General features: G+C 62.8%; 17 protein-coding genes and 1 tRNA gene. 6 read left to right on the forward strand and 12 right to left on the reverse strand.

Annotated features, from left to right (window positions below; genetic code table 11):
- Positions 1–91: 91 nt before the first annotated feature.
- The 3 genes from D9R08_RS15570 to D9R08_RS15580 form a co-directional block, all read right to left on the reverse strand.
- Complete coding sequence (locus D9R08_RS15570; protein ID WP_121898992.1) at positions 92–2,386, reverse strand: glycosyl hydrolase family 28-related protein; 2,295 nt, start codon at positions 2,384–2,386, stop codon at positions 92–94.
- 176 nt (positions 2,387–2,562) lie between these two features.
- Complete coding sequence (locus tag D9R08_RS15575) at positions 2,563–2,976, reverse strand: DUF4864 domain-containing protein (RefSeq protein ID WP_121898993.1); 414 nt, start codon at positions 2,974–2,976, stop codon at positions 2,563–2,565.
- 99 nt (positions 2,977–3,075) lie between these two features.
- Complete coding sequence (locus D9R08_RS15580) at positions 3,076–4,656, reverse strand: lysine--tRNA ligase (RefSeq protein WP_121898994.1); 1,581 nt, start codon at positions 4,654–4,656, stop codon at positions 3,076–3,078.
- 162 nt (positions 4,657–4,818) lie between these two features.
- Between D9R08_RS15580 and D9R08_RS15585 the strand changes: the two genes are divergently transcribed.
- A complete protein-coding gene (locus D9R08_RS15585) occupies positions 4,819–5,190 on the forward strand; it encodes a tellurite resistance TerB family protein (RefSeq protein WP_407690613.1) in 372 nt (123 codons plus the stop codon).
- Between the two features lie 87 nt (positions 5,191–5,277).
- Here D9R08_RS15585 and D9R08_RS15590 read toward each other — a convergent pair whose 3' ends face one another.
- Positions 5,278–5,559, reverse strand: coding sequence for a hypothetical protein (locus D9R08_RS15590; RefSeq protein ID WP_121898995.1), 282 nt, complete (start codon positions 5,557–5,559; stop codon positions 5,278–5,280).
- 140 nt (positions 5,560–5,699) lie between these two features.
- On the opposite strand from D9R08_RS15590, the gene D9R08_RS15595 reads away from it, so the two are divergent.
- A complete protein-coding gene (locus tag D9R08_RS15595) occupies positions 5,700–5,888 on the forward strand; it encodes a PLD nuclease N-terminal domain-containing protein (protein WP_121898996.1) in 189 nt (62 codons plus the stop codon).
- A gap of 71 nt (positions 5,889–5,959) precedes the next feature.
- On the opposite strand, the gene dacB is transcribed toward D9R08_RS15595, so the two are convergent.
- The 4 genes from dacB to D9R08_RS15615 form a co-directional block, all read right to left on the reverse strand.
- Positions 5,960–7,417 carry a D-alanyl-D-alanine carboxypeptidase/D-alanyl-D-alanine endopeptidase gene (gene dacB, locus D9R08_RS15600; RefSeq protein ID WP_325048900.1) on the reverse strand — a complete coding sequence of 486 codons (1,458 nt, stop codon included), beginning with the start codon at positions 7,415–7,417 and terminating at the stop codon, positions 5,960–5,962.
- 148 nt (positions 7,418–7,565) lie between these two features.
- Positions 7,566–8,168 carry a nicotinate-nucleotide adenylyltransferase gene (locus D9R08_RS15605; RefSeq protein WP_121898998.1) on the reverse strand — a complete coding sequence of 201 codons (603 nt, stop codon included), beginning with the start codon at positions 8,166–8,168 and terminating at the stop codon, positions 7,566–7,568.
- 114 nt (positions 8,169–8,282) lie between these two features.
- The gene (locus D9R08_RS15610) at positions 8,283–10,214 is read right to left on the reverse strand and encodes a calcineurin-like phosphoesterase C-terminal domain-containing protein (RefSeq protein ID WP_233557515.1); all 1,932 of its coding nucleotides are present in this window, start codon (positions 10,212–10,214) and stop codon (positions 8,283–8,285) included.
- 228 nt (positions 10,215–10,442) lie between these two features.
- Positions 10,443–10,658 (reverse strand): hypothetical protein, encoded by a 216-nt coding sequence (locus D9R08_RS15615; protein WP_147450705.1) that lies wholly within the window; start codon positions 10,656–10,658, stop codon positions 10,443–10,445.
- Between the two features lie 360 nt (positions 10,659–11,018).
- Here D9R08_RS15615 and ettA point away from each other — a divergent pair, with 360 nt between their 5' ends.
- Entirely contained in the window at positions 11,019–12,674 is a 1,656-nt protein-coding gene (gene ettA, locus D9R08_RS15620) for an energy-dependent translational throttle protein EttA (RefSeq protein ID WP_121899001.1), read from the forward strand.
- A 431-nt stretch (positions 12,675–13,105) separates the two neighbouring features.
- Here the strand turns inward: ettA and D9R08_RS15625 are convergent.
- From D9R08_RS15625 to D9R08_RS15640, 4 genes are all read right to left on the reverse strand, one after another.
- A tRNA-Arg gene (locus tag D9R08_RS15625) sits at positions 13,106–13,182 on the reverse strand.
- A 47-nt stretch (positions 13,183–13,229) separates the two neighbouring features.
- Entirely contained in the window at positions 13,230–14,564 is a 1,335-nt protein-coding gene (locus D9R08_RS15630) for a sensor histidine kinase (protein ID WP_121899065.1), read from the reverse strand.
- Positions 14,565–14,645: 81 nt separating this feature from the next.
- On the reverse strand, positions 14,646–16,058 hold the full coding sequence (locus D9R08_RS15635; protein ID WP_121899002.1) for a dihydrolipoyl dehydrogenase family protein: 1,413 nt from the start codon (positions 16,056–16,058) through the stop codon (positions 14,646–14,648).
- A 3-nt stretch (positions 16,059–16,061) separates the two neighbouring features.
- A complete protein-coding gene (locus D9R08_RS15640) occupies positions 16,062–16,808 on the reverse strand; it encodes a TVP38/TMEM64 family protein (protein ID WP_121899003.1) in 747 nt (248 codons plus the stop codon).
- 288 nt (positions 16,809–17,096) lie between these two features.
- Between D9R08_RS15640 and rpmH the strand changes: the two genes are divergently transcribed.
- From rpmH to yidD, 3 genes are read left to right on the forward strand one after another with little or no spacing between them, the layout of a single operon-like run.
- Positions 17,097–17,234: a 50S ribosomal protein L34 gene (gene rpmH / locus D9R08_RS15645; protein WP_025311815.1), complete on the forward strand. Its 138-nt coding sequence runs from the start codon at positions 17,097–17,099 to the stop codon at positions 17,232–17,234.
- 22 nt (positions 17,235–17,256) lie between these two features.
- Entirely contained in the window at positions 17,257–17,649 is a 393-nt protein-coding gene (rnpA, locus tag D9R08_RS15650) for a ribonuclease P protein component (RefSeq protein ID WP_121899004.1), read from the forward strand.
- Entirely contained in the window at positions 17,646–17,867 is a 222-nt protein-coding gene (gene yidD / locus D9R08_RS15655) for a membrane protein insertion efficiency factor YidD (RefSeq protein ID WP_121899005.1), read from the forward strand. Before rnpA ends, yidD begins: the two co-directional genes overlap by 4 nt.
- Positions 17,868–17,958: the final 91 nt, after the last annotated feature.

Genomic DNA, 17,958 nt, shown 5'->3' on the forward strand with positions numbered 1-17,958 from the left:
GACCTAGCACAGCTCCGTTATCGAACAAGCCCCCAGATCTGGATCGGCGGGGGCTTGCCTGTTTGTCATGGCCTCGGCGAAAAGGCAGGCGTCAGACCGTGTCGCAGCGCGCGGTCAGTTGCACGGACCCCTTGACGGCCTGCGACCAGTTCAGCCGGATCGAGCCGCGGTCAACGCCATGCCGTGTGGTCGCAAATGGCGTGGTGTAGACCGCCACATTGGAGGCCGTGCGGATTGCCCCCTCGGGCACGACAGAGGTCACCACGCGCGCCTCGGTGCCGAAGGGCAGCCAGTTCCGAAGATCCATCTCCCAGACCTGCTGCGCGGTGTTTTCCGTCATCTTGACGGTGACGGGGTTCTGGGCATCCTTGATGATCCCGTGGAATGTGTTCCCCGTCATCAGGAAGGACCGCGTGCGGCTGGTATCCAGCGGGGCCACGCTTTCATCCACGGCGTCGACCCGGTCAAGCGCCTGCCCGTTGAGCTGCTTGAACACGTTGTCGCAAATCGACAATCCGTTGATGTAATGCCCCGGCCCCATCGGCTTGATGATAATGAACTTGATCCAGGGCGCCGCCCCGTTGGAGGTAAAGATATTGCCGTTGATCGTCAGCCCGCCGAAACTCAGCTCGTTTTGCAGCTCGGGCGTCGGATCGTGCTCGTTGACCCATTCCAGAAAATTGTTGTCGATGTAGTTTCCGGTGATTGTGGATTTGACATTGGTATTGGTCAGAACGATCCCGGCGCTGCGCAATCCGTCAGTTTCCGCATCGCCCTGGAAATAGTGATTGCCGATCACCATGTTGCCCGACCCGGTCAGGACCGCGAAATGCTTGAAGCGCACCGCCCGGTTGTTTCGGATCTTGGGATCGTTGCGATTGACGTTCATGCAGATCGTCGTGCGGTCCTGCGCCCGGGCCGACTGTTCGTTCGACAGGAACTGGCAACGGTCGACCTGTAGACCCTGGCACCCGCTATCGGCCGAGGTGATGGCACGGTCCTTGGGGCCGGTGAAGAAGCAATCGCTGAACTGGAAGGTCAGACCGTTGATCGGCAACATCACTGCGCTGGAGCGCCCGGCGCAGAGGAACTCGATATTGCTGATGACAAAGCGTTGGAGGTTCTGAAACCCGATGAAGTCCAGAAGATACTTGAAGCGCCGGAATGTGTAGGTCTGACTTTGCGGCGGCACATTGAGCGGGTTCGACAGGAAAACCTTCCCCGCCGCGACATTCTTGCCCGAGACGTATACTTCACGGCCCACGCCCTGCGCCGCCGTCACCAGCGACCCGATCTCGATATTTGCCACATTGGCCACGTCGGACAGCTCGGACGGTTTGGTGACGACCCATGTGCCGGTTCCGGTCTGAACCTCGTCCTCCCAGCCGGTGCTGTTATCCGCGCTGAGCTGTCCGTTTCTGATGACGCGGCGGTTGGCATAGGAATTCTTGTTGTCCACCACCGCCTGCACATCGATCGGCTCGATCAGCAGTACGCGGCGCCCGCCCATGTCGAACGCCTCGTGATCGGATTGATTGAAGAGTGTCTGAATGCCTTTCTTGAAGCCGATGACATCATCGCCGAATGCGTCGGAATAGGCATCCAGATCGAAGTTCTTCGTCAATGCGAGCCGGTCGGTGTCCGACATGATCAGCCGGCCCTCGAACCGGACAGGGCTGTTCATCGTCAGGTTGCCGACAATGCGGTAATCACCCTCGGAGACCAGCACCTCGCGCCCGGCGGCGGCGGCATCGGCGGCCAGAAACGCCGCCCGGTCATTCGTTGTGCCGTCGCCCATGGCGCCGAAATCCCGGACATCGACCCAATCCATCAGCTTGCGGCGGAACACATGGGTGATATCTTCGATACGGATGCTCTCGATCCGCACGATCCCGCCATTTGGTCCGGTCAGATCGAGACCGAAATAGCCATAGGCGGCCGTTTCGCCCCAGGGCATGTCCACGCCGCCCCGGTCTCCCAGCCCGACAATCGCCGAGATCGTCACCACCTCGCCGTAGCTGGTGAGGCTCGTCGATGGCCCGGTCTGCGGTACGCCACCCACATTCGCATCCGCGGCAGTACCGGCCCAGGCCCCGATCCGCACGTCGGGCAGGTTGCCCGCGACCGCCTTGAGGCGGGCCGAGATGCGCAGATACATGCCCGGCAGCATCGGCGTCTGCCCCATGTAGCGCAGGGTTGTGACACTGTCGGTTTTCAGGATCTCGAGGCAGGTGCCGAAGTCCTGATCCGCCGGCACCAGCGCGGCATTGGTTGCGGTTGCATAGGTGTCGCTGCCGGGCGTGCCGTCCTGGCGCGACCAGACCCCAAGCCCGTCGCCGAATTCCGGCGGCATCAGCATCAGCCCGTCTGTGATCACCTTGTTCATATCAAACCCTTTCCTGCGCGCGGAACACACACGCATATGGCCCCGCAGGACCAAGGGGCCCTGAAAGGCAACCTCGATTGTTCACATGTCCGGAGAGACCGGCCCGCAAATCAGGGCCGGATACGCTTCAAGGATTAGCGCAGATTAGTTAACGCAGCTTTAATGCGACGTCGTTTTCACGCACCCACCTCTGGCGCGCGCAGGAACTGGACGCCATTGATCTGCCATCCGGCCTCCGTTTCGATCATCTGATAGCCAAGGACATGGACCCGGCCCTGACAGTCGGTCACCTGAACGCGCTGGACGACAAGCCCGCCAAGTGTCTGCAGATCAAGGTAGTCGATCCGGCCCGGACGCCAGACCATCGGATATCCCTCCCGGACCATGCGTCCGAAATTCTCGGGCGTCTGGAACAGGCGCTGAATATTGGGGCTGGCGTATTGCCATGCCGTGGCGACGTCATCTGCCAGAAACGCCTCGAACTGGCTCTGAATGGTGGATTCGATGGCCGGGTTCGGGGCGAGAACCTCCTGCGCCTGCGCCCAGGCCGCAGCCCAGATGAGGCCGAGCGTCAGAATAAATCGCCGCATTGGTCCGTCCTTCCCGCACCGTCTTCGGATATGGAGAAGGGTAGACCGCGCAAGGATCCGGTCAAACCCGCCTTGGCGGCCCGTCGCCCGATGCGTCGGTCAGGCGGCGAGGGTCCCGGCCAGCCCGTCCTCGATCAGCCCGATGGTCTCGGCCACGCCGTAAAGCGCTACGAACCCGCCAAATCGCGGCCCTTGGCTTGCGCCCAGAAGCACTTCGTAAAGCGCCTTGAACCAGTCTCGCAGCGGTTCGAACCCGTGATCCTTGCCCACCGCGAAGACGATTGTCTGCAACGCCTCGTCGTCCTGCGGGCCATCATAGGCGGCCAGACGGTCGGCCAGGTCGCGCATCGCCGCGGCTTCTTTTTCGTCGGGCAGACGGAACACCTTATGCGGCTTCACAAAGTCATTGTAGTACCGCACAGCAAAGCCTGCCGCCTGATCGAGGTCGGGGTGGGTCTCGGCGCTGGCATCGGGCGCATATCTGCGGATGAAGCCCCAAAGCGCCTCCTTGTCCTCAGCATGGGCGACGGATGCCAGATTGAGCAGCATCGCGAAGCTGACCACCATGTTCGAGGCCGGCACGTTGTGGCCGTGGATATGGAACACGGGGTTGTTCAGCCGCGCCGCGGTGTCCTGCCCCGCATAGGCGCGCAATTGCTGATGATATTCGTCCACCGCCTTCGGGATCACGTCGAAATACATCCGCTTGGCGGTTTTCGGTTTTTGATACATGAAGTAGCTCAGGCTCTCCGTCGAAGCGTAGGACAACCACTCGTCGATGCTGATCCCGTTGCCCGTGGACTTCGAAATCTTCTGCCCGTTTTCATCAAGGAACAGCTCATAGGTGAACACTTCGGGCGGCTTGCCGCCGAGCTTCGAGCAGATGGCGGAGTAGATCGCCGTGTTGGGGGCATGCTCCTTGCCATAGCTTTCCCAATCGACGCCAAGCGCGGCCCAGCGCGCCCCGAAATCCGGCTTCCATTGAAGCTTGACGTTGCCACCGGTCACGGGGAGCGTCCATTCGCGCCCCTCAGCGTCGTCGAAGGTTACCGTCCCCTCGCCTGCATCCACATGCTTGATCGGCACATAGAGCACACGCCCGGTTTCCGGGTGGATCGGCAGGAAGATCGAATAGGTCTGCTGACGTTCCTCGCGCAGGGATTTGAGCATCACCGCCATCAGGTCATCATAGCGTTCCGCCGCGCGCAGAAGCGTTTCATCGAAGGCACCGGAGCGATAGAACTCGCGGGCGGAATAGAACTCGTACTCGAAGCCGAACGTGTCCAGAAAACGGCGCAGCATGGCGTTGTTGTGATGGCCGAAGCTCTCGTGCTCGCCGAACGGATCGGGGACGCTCGTCAGGGGCATCTGCAGGTATTCGGCCAACATCTCCTGGTTCGGCACGTTGTCGGGCACCTTCCGCATCCCGTCCATGTCGTCCGAAAAGCAGATCAGCTTGGTGGGGATATCCGACAGGATCTCGAACGCGCGGCGCACCATGGTCGTTCGCAACACTTCGCCGAAAGTGCCGATATGGGGCAAGCCGCTTGGACCGTAGCCGGTTTCGAACAGCACATAGCCTTTTTCGGGCGGGCCATTTTCATAGCGTTTGACCAGACGGCGCGCCTCCTCGAAAGGCCAGGCCTTGGAGTTGAGTGCGGTCTCGCGCAGATCGGTCATTTTCATCTTCCATCGTTTAGCCGCGCCACCTTGCCGCGCGCCGCCTGCACCTATTGCCCCGCGGGCTCTGGGTCAATAAATTCCAATGACGCAAATGCCCACAGGAGCCCCAACGTGACCGATGATACCTCCCTTTCCGCGCAGGACGCGCTGGTTGCCGTCATGGTCGCCGTCTCGGTCTCCGATGAAACGATCCGAACCGCCGAGCTTGTCACCATCGAGGAGCTGGTAAACCACCTGCCCGTTTTCGCGGATTACGACACCGACAGGATGAAGCGCGTGTCGCAAACCGTGTTTGATCTGTTCGAGGAGGAAGACGGGCTGGACGCGCTTTTCGGGCTGATCAAGAACGCCCTGCCCGACCGGCTGTTCGAGACCGCCTACGCGCTGGCCTGCGACGTTGCCGCCGCCGACGGCCTGCTGCGGCAGACCGAACTCGAATTCCTGATGGAAATCCGCTACCAGCTCGATATCGACCGGCTCCATGCAGCCGCGATCGAACGCGGCGCGCGGGCAAGGCATATGGTGTTGTGATCAGCCCCTGAACGGCGACGGGGCGGCCCTTTCGAACCACCCCGGGAATGCCAGCTGACGTGAGCTGCGGCTCAGATCTGTCGGACGTTACCCGTCGTTGGCGGGCGGAGTTACGCGCAGGGTCGGCACTTCGATTTCTTGGGTCTCGGTCGTGACCTCGACTTCGGGAACTTCAACCTCGACAGTCTCGCTCTCCACTGCGATCTCGCCCACTTCGGCGTTGAACTCCGGCATCTGGCCACCTTCGACAGTCACGTCAACGTCCGGCAGGCGGGCTTCCTCCGTCTGGTCAATGTCAATCATGTAGATTGCGCTCACAATACCAATAGCTGCGACAGCCCCGATTGCGATGTATCCAGCGGTTTTCATAACATACTCCTTTTTGATCTTCGGGCTCTCAACAAGCCGGAACGCAAATTGGTTCCCCAGAATAATTATTGGAACCCAAACCCGGGTCGACCGCGTTCACCCCTCAGATACGCTTCTGTTCACATCACAAGGGAAACATCATGGAATATGGTATTTTTGGCCTGCTGGTCCTGATCGCCAATATCTACGCGATCTACAACATAATCACTTCCGGCGCGTCGACCGCGGCGAAGGTCGTCTGGACGCTGGTCATTCTGATCCTGCCGGTTCTGGGCTTCATCGCCTGGCTGATCGCGGGTCCCAAGAGCGACGCAAGCGCCCGGGTGTAAGTCATCCGTTTCGCACAAAGACAAACCCGGCCCGGATCTCTCCGAGCCGGGTTTTCCGCATTTGAAAGCCCCTATGTGTAGAGAGCGGCCCATCGTTCGATCAATTGCTGCTGCAACCGCTTTGCGCGACGGGTGTAGCTACGCCCGCCCTCCGGGCGTTCCATCTGTGCCGGGTTCAATGCGCCGCGCCGATCCAGATCGGCACAGAATACTGCGAAGGCGAAGTCACGACCCGAGGGCGCGCGCGCATATCCCGCCAGCGAACTGACAAAATTCAGCGTTCCGGTCTTGGCCACAACCTCCACCGGATGATCCGGTTGCAGGTTGCCCTCGGCATCGCGCATCGGTATCGCCGTCATCAGGCGGCGCAGCATGCCATCGGCGCCCGCCGCCACCAGAGCCTGGGCCATGTCCTGCGGACGGACCCGGCTGGCCTCCCCCAGCCCGGAATGATCGACGAAGCTGGAGTTCCGCGCCGCAAGCCGGGACCTCATCCAAGCGCTCATCTCGTTGGCCGACGCGCTGAGCGAGCCGGGCGCCGCGCCGCCTGCGTTGCTCGCGCTCAACCCCACCGCCTCGGCCGTGATATTGGTGGACCAGCGCATCATCCCTCGCAGGATGTCCTGCAACGGCTCGCTGACATGTTCGACCAACACGCTCCCGCCCTCGGGGGGCACGCCTTCGCCCGGCCCGTCAAGAACGATCCCGTTCGAGCGGGCCAATGTCTGGAACACATCGGCTGCGTAGAGATGCGGCTGGCGCACCGGCAGCCAGCGACTGCCGCCATTGCCAAGCGCGCCGCGGGCAACGGTCCAGTTCTCCCGTCCTTCGCGCTGCTCATAGGTATACACGGGCACGTCGCGATCCGCGACACGCATCCGGGCAAGGCTGACCGCAGGGCGCAGCGTTTCCGAACGCGCATCCATCCGGACGGTATACTCCCCCTGCTCCCGCGCCCATTCGAAATGCACCCGGTTGAAGTTGAGATTGAGCCCCGAAATCGCCGGGTTGTAGCCCACATGATCCGGCTGCTCCGGGTCGATCTCCCGCACATAGGGCAGCGCGCCGGTGGCCAGCATCAAGCGGCCCGTCACCTCGCGCAGACCGGCTTCCCTCAGCGCGATTGCCATCGCGCTCAATTGATCGGTTCCAAGCAGGGGATCGCCACCGCCGACCAGCCACAGATCACCCTCCAGCCGGCCATTGGTGACCGGCCCGCCGGCGATCAGACGGGTCTGGAACCGGTAACCCGGCCCCAATCGGTCAAGTCCATAGGCGCAGGTGATCGCCTTGGCCACGCTTGCCGGCGGCATCCCGTAAAGCGGGCGTTCCACCTCCAGCATCTCGCCGGTGCGCGCATCGGCAACCGCATAGCCCACACGCCCGCCCAGCTCCGCCTGGGCGATCAAGTCGGACGGTGACGGGATCGCACGCCGCCACAGCCCGCTTGGACGGACCAGCGGCCTCAACGAGGTTTCGGGTGGCATTGCAAAGCCGGGCTGCGCCAGCCCGGCCAATACACCACTCAAGAAAACCCGCCGAGAAACCATTTCAAGAAAAACCCTGTCGCCGCATTCAACTAAACCGCAGCCCGGCGGGCGGCTCAACCCTTTCGGTGGTCACAAAAACCCCATATCCGGAATGGATGACATCCGGAACGCGGCGCACCGCACGCGATCAACGCACCCAATCGCCCCGCGCCCGGATTTCGCTGGACGATACATCCAGCATTGGCACGTTCAGAAAGCACCACGCCGGCGGGTCCGACATCGCCAGGCGCGAGGCGGCGGCAGCCGGCAGCTTGTGGCGGCGGAAAACTTGCGCCGCCTTGGAAGTCCGTGCCGAAATGCGTTGCCCGGGTCGGGCCATCACGCCGACGGGCACGTTGCGCATGATCCATTCCCACCGCTGCCAGCGGTGGAAGCTCGCCAGATTGTCCGCGCCCATCAGCCAGACGAAGCGGACCCCGGGATAAAGCGCAAACATCCGCTCCAGCGTGGCGCCGGTGTACCGCGTGCCCAGACGGGCTTCGATATCCGTCACCTCTACCCTTGGGTGCCGCACAAGCGCCCGCGCCGCCGCCATCCGACGGTCCAGCCTTGCGGGCCCTTCTGCCTTGAGCGGATTGCCGGGCGACACCAGCCACCAGACCCGATCCAGCTCGAACCGCTTCAATGCCTCCCGGCTTACATGCACATGGCCTGCATGGGGCGGATCGAAGGACCCGCCGAAAAGACCCACCCGCATGCCGGGCCGCGCATTGGGAAAACCGCTTCGCAAGGGCCTCACCCCGTCGCATACCTGTCAAAACGGTCTGGTAGCAGCCCAACCCCTTGGGCGCAAAAGAAAAGGGGCGGCACGGATGCGCCGCCCCCTCGCGATGTCCGGGGCATGTCAGTTCGTGGGGTCTTCCCAGAGGCTGTTGTCCCATAGCGGCGCGGGCCGTTCACTGCGCACTTCGAAGGTGATCCGGTCCCGCCATTCGCGCCCGTGCTGATCGGTGGCGGTCACGGTGATCACATTGGCCCCCTCGGGCAGATCGGCGGGCATTTCCAGCCGCCAGAGGTGAGAGGAGCTGTCGGCGATCATCCAGGCCTCGGCCGATTGCGGGACCGCGGGGCCGAACTGCCGGCCCTGCCAGATCTCGAAGCCCTGCGCCCGCGCATCACCCGATTGCGACTGCCACGCATAGCGCCCGACGGTCATCTGCCGCGGGACGGAGAACGGATCGGCATACTCCGCCCCGGTCAGAACATCCTCGCCATTGCCGGCCTGGGTCCGTGTCATCTCCATCATCGGGCCATCACCGATCTGGGCCATCACACGGCTGTTCCGCGTTCCGTTCCAGACATTCGCCGTGAGATAGACGCCCTCCGCCAGCTCCTCCGGCGTGAACAGCTTCACATCGGCCAGATCGTTCACGGTCAGCGGCGGGGCGTCGGCGCTCGTGTCGCCCCGCGCCTCGGTCCAGGCGAACAGTTCGGTGAACCAGTCGCGGAATTGCGGCGTGTTGAAGCTGAGCGCCATCTGCCGGTCGGGACTCTGGTTCGCGGCATGGAAGTTCACCACGAAATTCGAACCGTCGAATTCCACGATCATGTAGCCCGGCGGTGTACCGCCCCGCGCAAAGGACAGCGGAGTGCCATCGAAGCTCAGATCGCCGAAGAACCAGTTCCCCGAGGGCGCGCCGCCCACCACGTGGTCAAAGGGCAACCGGGTGACGCCCACCTGCTCTTCCCAGCCCTGATACCACTCACCGGCGGCCAGATATTCGAACGTATGCGTGTGGCCCGAGAAGGAGACGGCGGGCCGCCCCGCCAGCATCTCGTGGATCTGGGCCAGATTGTCCGTCTGGTGCCGTCCGGTGTTGCTGTCGATGAAGGACACGAACGGAATGTGATGCATCAGCACCACCAGATGGTCCTCAGGGACCAGCGCCAGCGTCGCCTCAAGCCAGGCCATCTGGTCGTCAGTTACCCGGCCGTTATAGACCGTCCGCTCGGGGTCGGCACAGGCATCGCGCCCGCCGGGGCCGCTGTCTTCCGGACCGCAGGGATAGACCACGTTGTCCAGCGCCACGAAAAGCACCTCGCCCATCTCGAAGCTGTAATAGTTGGGCCCATAGATCTGGCGCCAGCTATCGGCGGAATGTGCGTCGCTGGAGGCATCGAAGTCGAAATCATGGTTCCCGTGGATATAGTATTGCGGCAGGTCCAGCACCGAAAAGACATCCATGAACCGAGGCAGCAGGCTGAGATCGTCGCCCATGACATCGCCCAGCATCACCATGCACGCCGCGTCGCTCAGATCGCGGTCCAAAAGGCTGTCCAGCACGCCGTCGCGGACATAGCCGACCTCGGTGTTCGAATAGGGCTGGGTATCGCCCATCATCACACAGGAAAACGCCTCGTCGATACCCGTGCGGATCATCGGGAAATTGATCGCATCGGGCAGCGGACCGGTGGGTGCCAGCCCGCCGTAGCGCAACGTCTCGGGCGTGCCTTCGGGTTTGTGATGGTAGAAGAACTGCGGAACGCCATGGACGTTCACCGGCACGTCCCACGCCGCCGGTTCGCTGACCATGACGGTCATGTTGTCGAATACAGGCAGGCGATAACTGCCATCGGGCCCGGTCTGGGTCACATCGCGCCCGTTCGACACGATCACGCCGCCCACACCGGGTTCGTCATCTTGGCGCATGCCGTCGCGGCTGAGATCGTGGAACACCACACCTGTCACCGTTTCGGCAGTGCTGCCGCTGCCCGGCACCACGTGAATATCTGCCACATAATCGGTCCGCGCCAAGGCCGGCGCAGCAATACTCAAAGAAACCGCCGCAAGCAAAGCTGCGCGGCCCGTGAAACGTCCTGGAGTCATGGGTCACCTTCAGTTTTCAATGAAACGTGCCCGAGGAATGCAACCCCCCGGAGCCCCAAACCTGCACCCGCCGGATGACGCTGCCGTGTCAGAACGGACACGTCTGAATGAAACCGGCAGAAAGCCGCCCGACCGGGGGTCGCCGACCCCGGTATCGGGGCCGGCGGGGGATGCGCGCTAAAGATTGAATATGTTGATCCGGGGCGGCGGGTCGACCGACCGCGGAGGCCGGGCCTGCGGCAGCAGGCCCACATCATGGCGCAGATAGTCGGGGATATCGACCGGTGGCGGCAGATGCCGCTTGGCCGGTTTCAGACGGGCCAGCAGCCGACCAAGGATACGCAACACCGCGCCGGGGCTCCGGCGCCGCGGGTGAACGGATTGAGGTGTCATTTCGTGCTCTCCAATCAAAATGGAAAGCCGCCGCATGAGGTCGGAGAAAAATAGAAAAAGGCCGCGTCATGGGCGGCCTTCGAACAGGATTAGCTGATCGTGCCGCGTTTACGGGTCAAGGCCGCGTAGGGCCGTGCGGGTCACGATCATCAAGTCCATGGGTTTTCCTCGTCGAGGGGTTCAAGTGCGGGGTGCGTAGCGGGCGGGCTGAGTCGCTGCAACCCCTAATCTCGCGGGTGCCCCGCTCGGCAAAAAACCGCGGCCTCCGGGTTACCGCGAATTCGCGCCCGTGCGATTGCCCATTCCCGCCGGCCCAAGTAAAGAACGACGAAACCCCATTTTCCGAGTGGAGCATGACCCATGGCCAGTTACCAATATGTCTATCACATGGATGGCGTCTCCAAGACCTATCCGGGTGGCAAGAAATGCTTTGAAAACATCCGGCTCAGCTTTCTTCCCGGAGTGAAGATCGGCGTTGTCGGCGTAAACGGCGCGGGCAAATCCACGCTGATGAAAATCATGGCCGGGCTCGACAAGGATTTCTCGGGAGAGGCCTGGGCCGCCGAGGGCGCGAAGGTCGGCTATCTCCCGCAGGAACCCCAGTTGGATGAGAGCCTGTCGGTCCGCGACAACGTCATGCTCGGCGTCGCCGAGAAGAAAGCCAAGCTTGACCGCTTCAACGAGCTGGCGATGAACTATTCCGACGAGACCGCCGACGAGATGGCGGCGCTTCAGGACGAGATCGACTCGAACAACCTCTGGGATCTGGACAGCCAGATCGATGTCGCGATGGAGGCGCTCCGCTGCCCGCCGGATGACGCGATGCCGGAGCATCTCTCGGGCGGGGAACGCCGCCGCGTGGCTTTGTGCAAATTGCTGCTCGAAGCGCCCGACATGCTGCTGCTCGACGAGCCCACCAACCACCTTGACGCGGAAACCATCGCCTGGCTTCAGCAGCACCTGATCGATTACAAGGGCACGATCCTGATCGTCACCCATGACCGTTATTTCCTGGATGACATCACGGGCTGGATCCTGGAGTTGGACCGCGGACGCGGGATCCCCTACGAAGGAAACTATTCCGCCTGGCTGGAACAGAAAGCCAAGCGACTGGCTCAGGAAGCGCGCGAGGACAAGTCCCGCCAGAAGACGCTTGAGCGTGAACTGGAATGGATCCGGCAGGGGGCAAAGGCGCGTCAGGCCAAGCAGAAGGCCCGGATCAACGCTTATGAGGATCTGGCCAGCCAGTCCGAGCGTGAGAAGCTCTCGCGCGCACAGATCATCATCCCCAACGGTCCCCGGCTTGGCGGCAAGGTGATCGAGGTGAACGGGCTTGCCAAGCATTACGGCGACAAACAGCTGATCGAAGACCTGAGCTTCGCGCTTCCGCCCGGCGGGATCGTCGGTGTGATCGGCCCCAACGGCGCGGGCAAATCAACGCTGTTCCGGATGCTCACCGGGCAGGAGGAGCCAGATGCCGGAACGCTTGAATACGGCGATACGGTCGATCTGGCCTATGTGGACCAGTCGCGCGATGCGCTTGCCCCCGATGCCACCGTCTGGGAGGAAATCTCGGGCGGTGCCGAGATCATCGAGCTTGGGGATGCGCAAATGAACTCCCGCGCCTATTGCTCGGCCTTCAACTTCAAGGGCGGCGATCAGCAGAAGAAGGTCGGACAGCTTTCGGGCGGCGAACGCAACCGTGTCCATATGGCCAAGTTGCTCCGGTCCGGCGGCAACGTCCTGCTGCTCGACGAACCGACCAACGATCTGGACGTCGAAACCCTGCGCGCGCTGGAAGACGCCCTGACCGAATTCGCCGGCTGCGCGGTGGTCATCTCGCACGACCGGTTCTTCCTTGACCGTATCTGCACCCATATCCTGGCCTTCGAAGGCGAGGCGCATGTGGAGTGGTTCGAAGGCGATTTCTCGGCCTACGAGGAAGACAAGAAGCGTCGCCTCGGCCCGGACGCGCTGGAACCGAAACGGGTGAAGTACAAGAAGTTCGCGAGGTAAACGCCCAGCGGCACCGGCAAGTGCAGAGCGCGGCGCTTGCCGGAAGGCGCGGGTGCGGTGTTCTCCGAGGAAACAGGTGCTGGCAGGCGGCTCTGACCCGGCACCTCGCGCCGTCGCGGCCTGCCACTTTCACCAAGACCATGTGATCGGGGCCGCCATGACATCACCGGTGATCCGGATTCTTTAGCGATAAAAGCCTGTCGATATCGTCCCTGTCGCGTCCGTCGTGGGCCGGCCGCATCCGTTGAGCAACCTCAGGGAGGGACTGCCGAAAAGCTCTCCAACTGCACCTCCAAGATTTTAGGATCGGGGCGGAGATCTGTGTATAGCTCGGCCATAACTCTCTAGGCTGGAACAACTTCAGTCCGGGTTTACGGAATCTGAAAATCAACCACCAGAGCGGAACGAATGCGCAGAAGTGTTTAGAGTAGTGGCGCGCTGGGGAGGATTCGAACCCCCGACCCCTTGATTCGTAGTCAAGTACTCTATCCAACTGAGCTACCAGCGCGTGAGGCCGGGGTTTATCGCCCTGCCCCGATCAGTGCAAGGGGCAATTCAGGCCGCGATGCTGGCCGGAAGGTGAATACAGAAGGTGGTCCCCTCTGGCCCGGTTTCCTGCAACTCCAGCTTGCCGCCATGGCCGCGGATCAGTTCGGACGCGATGGCCAGACCCAGACCGGTGCCCCCGGCGCGCGCGCCTCCATGAAACGGCTGAAACAGGTGATCCTGCGCCTTTTTCGGCAGCCCCGGCCCACTATCCTGCACCTTTATCCACCAGCCCTCGGCGGTCTCACCAGCGCTGACGCAGACCTTGCCCGGCTGGCCCGTTGCAAGGATCGCCTGACGCGCGTTTCGGACCAGATTGCCGAGTACGCGGTAAAGCTGCTCGGGGTCGGCGCGGGCCATGATGCCGGCGGGAATATCGGCGACCAGCTCAACCTCCTCGTCAGTGACGGTCAGCCGTTCATTCTCCATGAGATCGGAGATCAGATGGTTCAGATCGACCCGGTCGAGGGCGGGCGGCGGCTCTTCGGCGCGGCCGAAGGCAAGCGTGCCCTCACACAGGTTCACCGCGCGGGCGAGCGACGCCACGAGCTTCGGCGTGGTGCGTTTGACCGCGGGGTCGTCGATGGTTTCCAGCCGGTCCGCCATGAGCGTCGCCACCGTCAGGATGTTGCGCAGATCATGGCTGATCTTGGCCACCGCCTCGCCAAGCTGGGCAAGGCGTTCGCGTTGTCTCAGCGCGCCGGTCAGTTGGGTCTGAAGCGATTGCAGCGCGATTTCGGCATCCCGAAGCTCCGTGACGCCGGCGGTCGGCTCGATGATCCGGCGGGTATCCTCGGGGGCTTCGGCATAGGACATCATGTGCGACACAACGCGCTTGATCGGGGTCACCAGAAAGCGCCGCACTGCCAGAAAGAGCAATGTCGCCGTCACGACCGAGATCACCGCCGAAAGCCAGAGGATCCGGATACCGTAATCGATCAGCGCCGCCCGCAGCGGCTCGGTATACATTGTCACCTCGATCAGCAGGCCCGCCTCGCGCACCGGCTCTCCGATCACGCGGATGGTCTGGTTTTCCGGTGTGGCGATCCGCACCATCGCGTCGCGGATCAACTGCCAGGCCGGGGCGTCGCGCAGATCGAAGCTATAGGAAACCGGAGGAATGTTATCCGTCGACAGGATCAGCTGGCGCACCTGGTCGCGCCGCAACACCACGTTCAGAACCTCCGCGTTTTCCAGCAACTCGTATTCCAGATCGTCATCGATCATTCCGTCGCTGGCCAACAGGGCGAGCGACGCGATCTGCGCACGTTCCAGGCGGTTGAGCAGATAATCCTCGCGGAACCGCGCAACCGAGGGCACGAAAATCAGGACTTCCGCGATCATCACAAAGATCACGGTCAGGATCAAAAATCTGCCTGAGAGAGAATTCACGGTCGGCTCTCTTCCTTGAACAATTCGTGCGATTTAAAACCGCTGTACCAGCCGCACAACCCGTTTGACCCAAGGGTTTTCGAACAATCTGGGAGAGAAATACGCCCCCGCGGCGCGTTTGTTAATCTCCCCCAGGGTGGGATAGGGCGCGACCATGCCCGCAACAGCGCTCATTTTCAGCCTGTTGGCAATGGCAAGCGCCCAGATCTGGATCAGCTCGCCGGCCTGTGCGCCGACGATGGTGGCGCCCACTGGCTTGCCCTTCACCACCATGACCTTGACAAACCCCGTGGTCCGGCCTGTGGCGATCGCCCGGTCATTCTCGTGATAGGGAAAGCGCGCGACCTCCAGCCTGTCGCCATGCCTCTCGCGGGCCTCCGCCTCGGTCAGGCCGACCTGCGCAAGTTCCGGATCGGTATAGGTGGCCCAGGGAATATGATCGGTCCGTGCCTTGGCGGGCAGGCCGAACAGCATCGGCCGGATGATGACGCCCGCGTGGTAACCCGCGACATGGGTGAATTGCAGCCCGCCCGCGGCGTCGCCCACGGCATAGACGCGCCGGTTGCTGGTCGAGCGCAAACCCGCATCCACCTCCACACCGCGCCGGGTATGGGCCACATTACCCGCCTCCAGCCCCAGCTTGTCGACATTGAGCTTGCGGCCGACCGCGACAAGCAGGTGGCTTCCGTCAAAGCCGCGGCCGTCCTCGGTTGTCACGCGGATGCCACTGCCGGTACCGGCCACTTGCGAGACCTGCGCGTTTTCGACGATCCCGATCCCCTCGGCCCTCAGCTTCTCCAGCACGATGGCCGCCGCCTGGGGGTCGTCCCTGCCCAGCGCCGTCATGCCCTCCAGCACGGTCACCTCGCTGCCCAGCCGGCGATGAGCCTGCGCCATCTCCATCCCGATCGGGCCACCGCCGATGATGATCAGATGGGCCGGCCGCGCGCGCAGGTCGAAGATGGTTTCGTTGGTGAAATGCGGCACTGTCTCAAGCCCCGGGATCGGCGGCACGAACGGGCGCGATCCGGTCGCGATGACAAAACGGCGGGCGGTGATCACATGGTCCCCTGCCTGTACTTCCCTTTCCGATATGAAGTGCCCGAACTCGCGGATCACATGAACGCCGAAACCCTCGAACCGGTCCTGGCTGTCGACCGGTGCAATCGTTTCGATCACGCCTTGCACATGGTCCTTCGCGGCGGCAAAATCCGCCTCGGGCGCATGACCTGCAATCCCGAAGGCGGAAACGGAGGTTTCATGCGCCTTGTGCCCGGCGGCCAGCAATGCCTTGGAGGGCACGCAACCGTAGTTCAGGCAATCACCCCCCATCTTGTGGCCTTCCAGCAGAACCACCTTCGCCCCCATCTGCGCCGCCCCGGCAGCGACGGACAACCCGCCCGAGCCCGCACCGATGATACAGATATCCGTTTCGATCCGGGTCATGGCTCAAAGTCCCTTCTTGCCGCGAACGGCCTTCAGAAGGATCGGCAGCAATGCCAGCGCGCAGAGGCCGAGGATCGGCAGAAGGATCCGGGGCTCGAAGATGATGCCGAGATCCGGTGTCTCGCCGCGGGCGAAGACCTCGCCCAGGCCGGCCCCGACCGAGGTGTAGACAACCGCCCCCGGCATGATCCCGAAAAAGGTCGAGATGACATAGCGCCGGGTAGGCACCTCAAGGAAGGCGGGGACAAGATTGGCCACGAAAAACGGCACCGCCGGGATCAGCCGCATCAGAAACAGCATCGACCACTGGTTTTCGTCGATGCCGTCCTTGATCCGCTTCACGATCCCTTCGGAGCCTTCAAGCCTCGCCCCCAGCCGGGCACCGAAACTGGTCTGCGCCGCGAGGAAAATCGCCGTCGCCCCCAGCGTGGCGGCGGTGATGTTGAAAAACGCGCCCGGGAACGTGGCGAACAGAAAGCCCCCGGCCAGCGTCGCGACCGTCGCCCCCGGCAGCGAAAAGGCAACGATCAGCGCATAGATACAGATGAAGGCCAGAACCGTCAGAAGATAGTTGGCATCCCGGAATGCGATCAGCGCCTCCCGATTGTCCGCCAGTGCCTGAAAGGCGGCGTCAAAGCCGAGATACGACCGGAACACCCACGCGAACAGACCCGCCCCGATCACGATGACAGCAAGCGGCAAATAGCGCGCGATGGGTGATTTACTTTGCTCTTTCACGATATCCGTCATCTGGATGGTCCCTCATGCTTAACTTGGACCCTAAATGCGGGATCGCGCGCAAGGGCGATAGCGCGCCTCACGGCTGCTTGATGGGCCGTGACGGAAAGCGGGCATTTATGTCAGGAAATCCGCCCTTTCCGGCATATCCGGCAGCGCCATGTTTCAAGCTCCCAGATTCCTCGCCCGGATTTGTTGACATGCGGCCCGCAAGACCGTATTGCCCGGGCTTCTAGAGATTCCCGTGCCGTTTGACGCGCCCATCCGGGGTGCCGTCCGGCAACACTACGGAGCGATACAATGTCGAAACGCACATTTCAGCCGTCCAACCTGGTGCGCAAGCGTCGCCACGGATTCCGTGCGCGCATGGCCACGAAGGCAGGCCGCAAGATCCTCAACGCCCGCCGCGCCCGTGGCCGGAAGTCGCTGAGCGCCTGATCCTACCCGAAAGGCCGGTGCAATGACACCGAATGCGCCTCCGCCGACAGCCCCGTCGACGGGGGCTTTTTTGCTTGAAAGGCTCCGCAAACGCTCCGATTTCCTGCGCGCGGCCAAGGCGGCGCGCGCACCGGCTCCGGGGTTCCTGCTGCAGGCCCGGCAGCGGCACGCCGACGAAGAGGCCCCGCCGGGGGCGATCCGCGTCGGCTTCACCTGTTCGAAAAAGGTTGGCAATGCCGTCGCGCGGAACCGCGCCAAGCGGCGCCTGCGGGAAATCGCCCGGCTGATCATTTCACTGGAAGGACGCCCTGGCTGGGATTACGTTCTGGTGGGCAGGCCCGAGGCAACCGCCGCCCTGCCCTTCGACCAGCTCAAGACCGATCTTTCCCGCGCGCTGAAAAAAGTCCACCGATGACCGTTCTTGCCCGTATCTTCGCTCTGCCCGTCCGCGCCTACCGGCTGATCTTCTCTCCCTGGGTCGGGTTCAACTGCCGCTATCATCCGACCTGTTCCGCCTATGCGCTGGAGGCGCTGGAGAAGCATGGCGGGTTGAAAGGCGGCTGGCTGGCACTGCGCCGGATCGGGCGCTGCCACCCCTGGGGCTCCTCGGGCATCGACAACGTGCCGGATTGAACGGACCGCATCTGCTGGGCCGGCACGTGCATGCGAGAGTTGCCATATCCTTTCGCAATTCGCAGGGGGGGCCGAACCGGCGGTCAGATGA

Source organism: Rhodophyticola porphyridii (genome assembly GCF_003688285.1).
Lineage (GTDB): Bacteria > Pseudomonadota > Alphaproteobacteria > Rhodobacterales > Rhodobacteraceae > Rhodophyticola > Rhodophyticola porphyridii.

Coding starts and splice junctions, on each gene's coding strand:
- D9R08_RS15615 (WP_147450705.1), bottom strand. CDS start 10,658: ATGACACCTCAATCCGTTCACCCGCGGCGCCGGAGCCCCGGCGCGGTG.
- rnpA (WP_121899004.1), top strand. CDS start 17,257: ATGACACCGAATGCGCCTCCGCCGACAGCCCCGTCGACGGGGGCTTTT.
- ettA (WP_121899001.1), top strand. CDS start 11,019: ATGGCCAGTTACCAATATGTCTATCACATGGATGGCGTCTCCAAGACC.
- D9R08_RS15570 (WP_121898992.1), bottom strand. CDS start 2,386: ATGAACAAGGTGATCACAGACGGGCTGATGCTGATGCCGCCGGAATTC.
- D9R08_RS15575 (WP_121898993.1), bottom strand. CDS start 2,976: ATGCGGCGATTTATTCTGACGCTCGGCCTCATCTGGGCTGCGGCCTGG.
- D9R08_RS15635 (WP_121899002.1), bottom strand. CDS start 16,058: ATGACCCGGATCGAAACGGATATCTGTATCATCGGTGCGGGCTCGGGC.
- D9R08_RS15640 (WP_121899003.1), bottom strand. CDS start 16,808: ATGACGGATATCGTGAAAGAGCAAAGTAAATCACCCATCGCGCGCTAT.
- D9R08_RS15590 (WP_121898995.1), bottom strand. CDS start 5,559: ATGAAAACCGCTGGATACATCGCAATCGGGGCTGTCGCAGCTATTGGT.
- D9R08_RS15595 (WP_121898996.1), top strand. CDS start 5,700: ATGGAATATGGTATTTTTGGCCTGCTGGTCCTGATCGCCAATATCTAC.
- rpmH (WP_025311815.1), top strand. CDS start 17,097: ATGTCGAAACGCACATTTCAGCCGTCCAACCTGGTGCGCAAGCGTCGC.
- D9R08_RS15580 (WP_121898994.1), bottom strand. CDS start 4,656: ATGACCGATCTGCGCGAGACCGCACTCAACTCCAAGGCCTGGCCTTTC.
- yidD (WP_121899005.1), top strand. CDS start 17,646: ATGACCGTTCTTGCCCGTATCTTCGCTCTGCCCGTCCGCGCCTACCGG.
- D9R08_RS15585 (WP_407690613.1), top strand. CDS start 4,819: ATGGTCGCCGTCTCGGTCTCCGATGAAACGATCCGAACCGCCGAGCTT.
- D9R08_RS15630 (WP_121899065.1), bottom strand. CDS start 14,564: ATGATCGCGGAAGTCCTGATTTTCGTGCCCTCGGTTGCGCGGTTCCGC.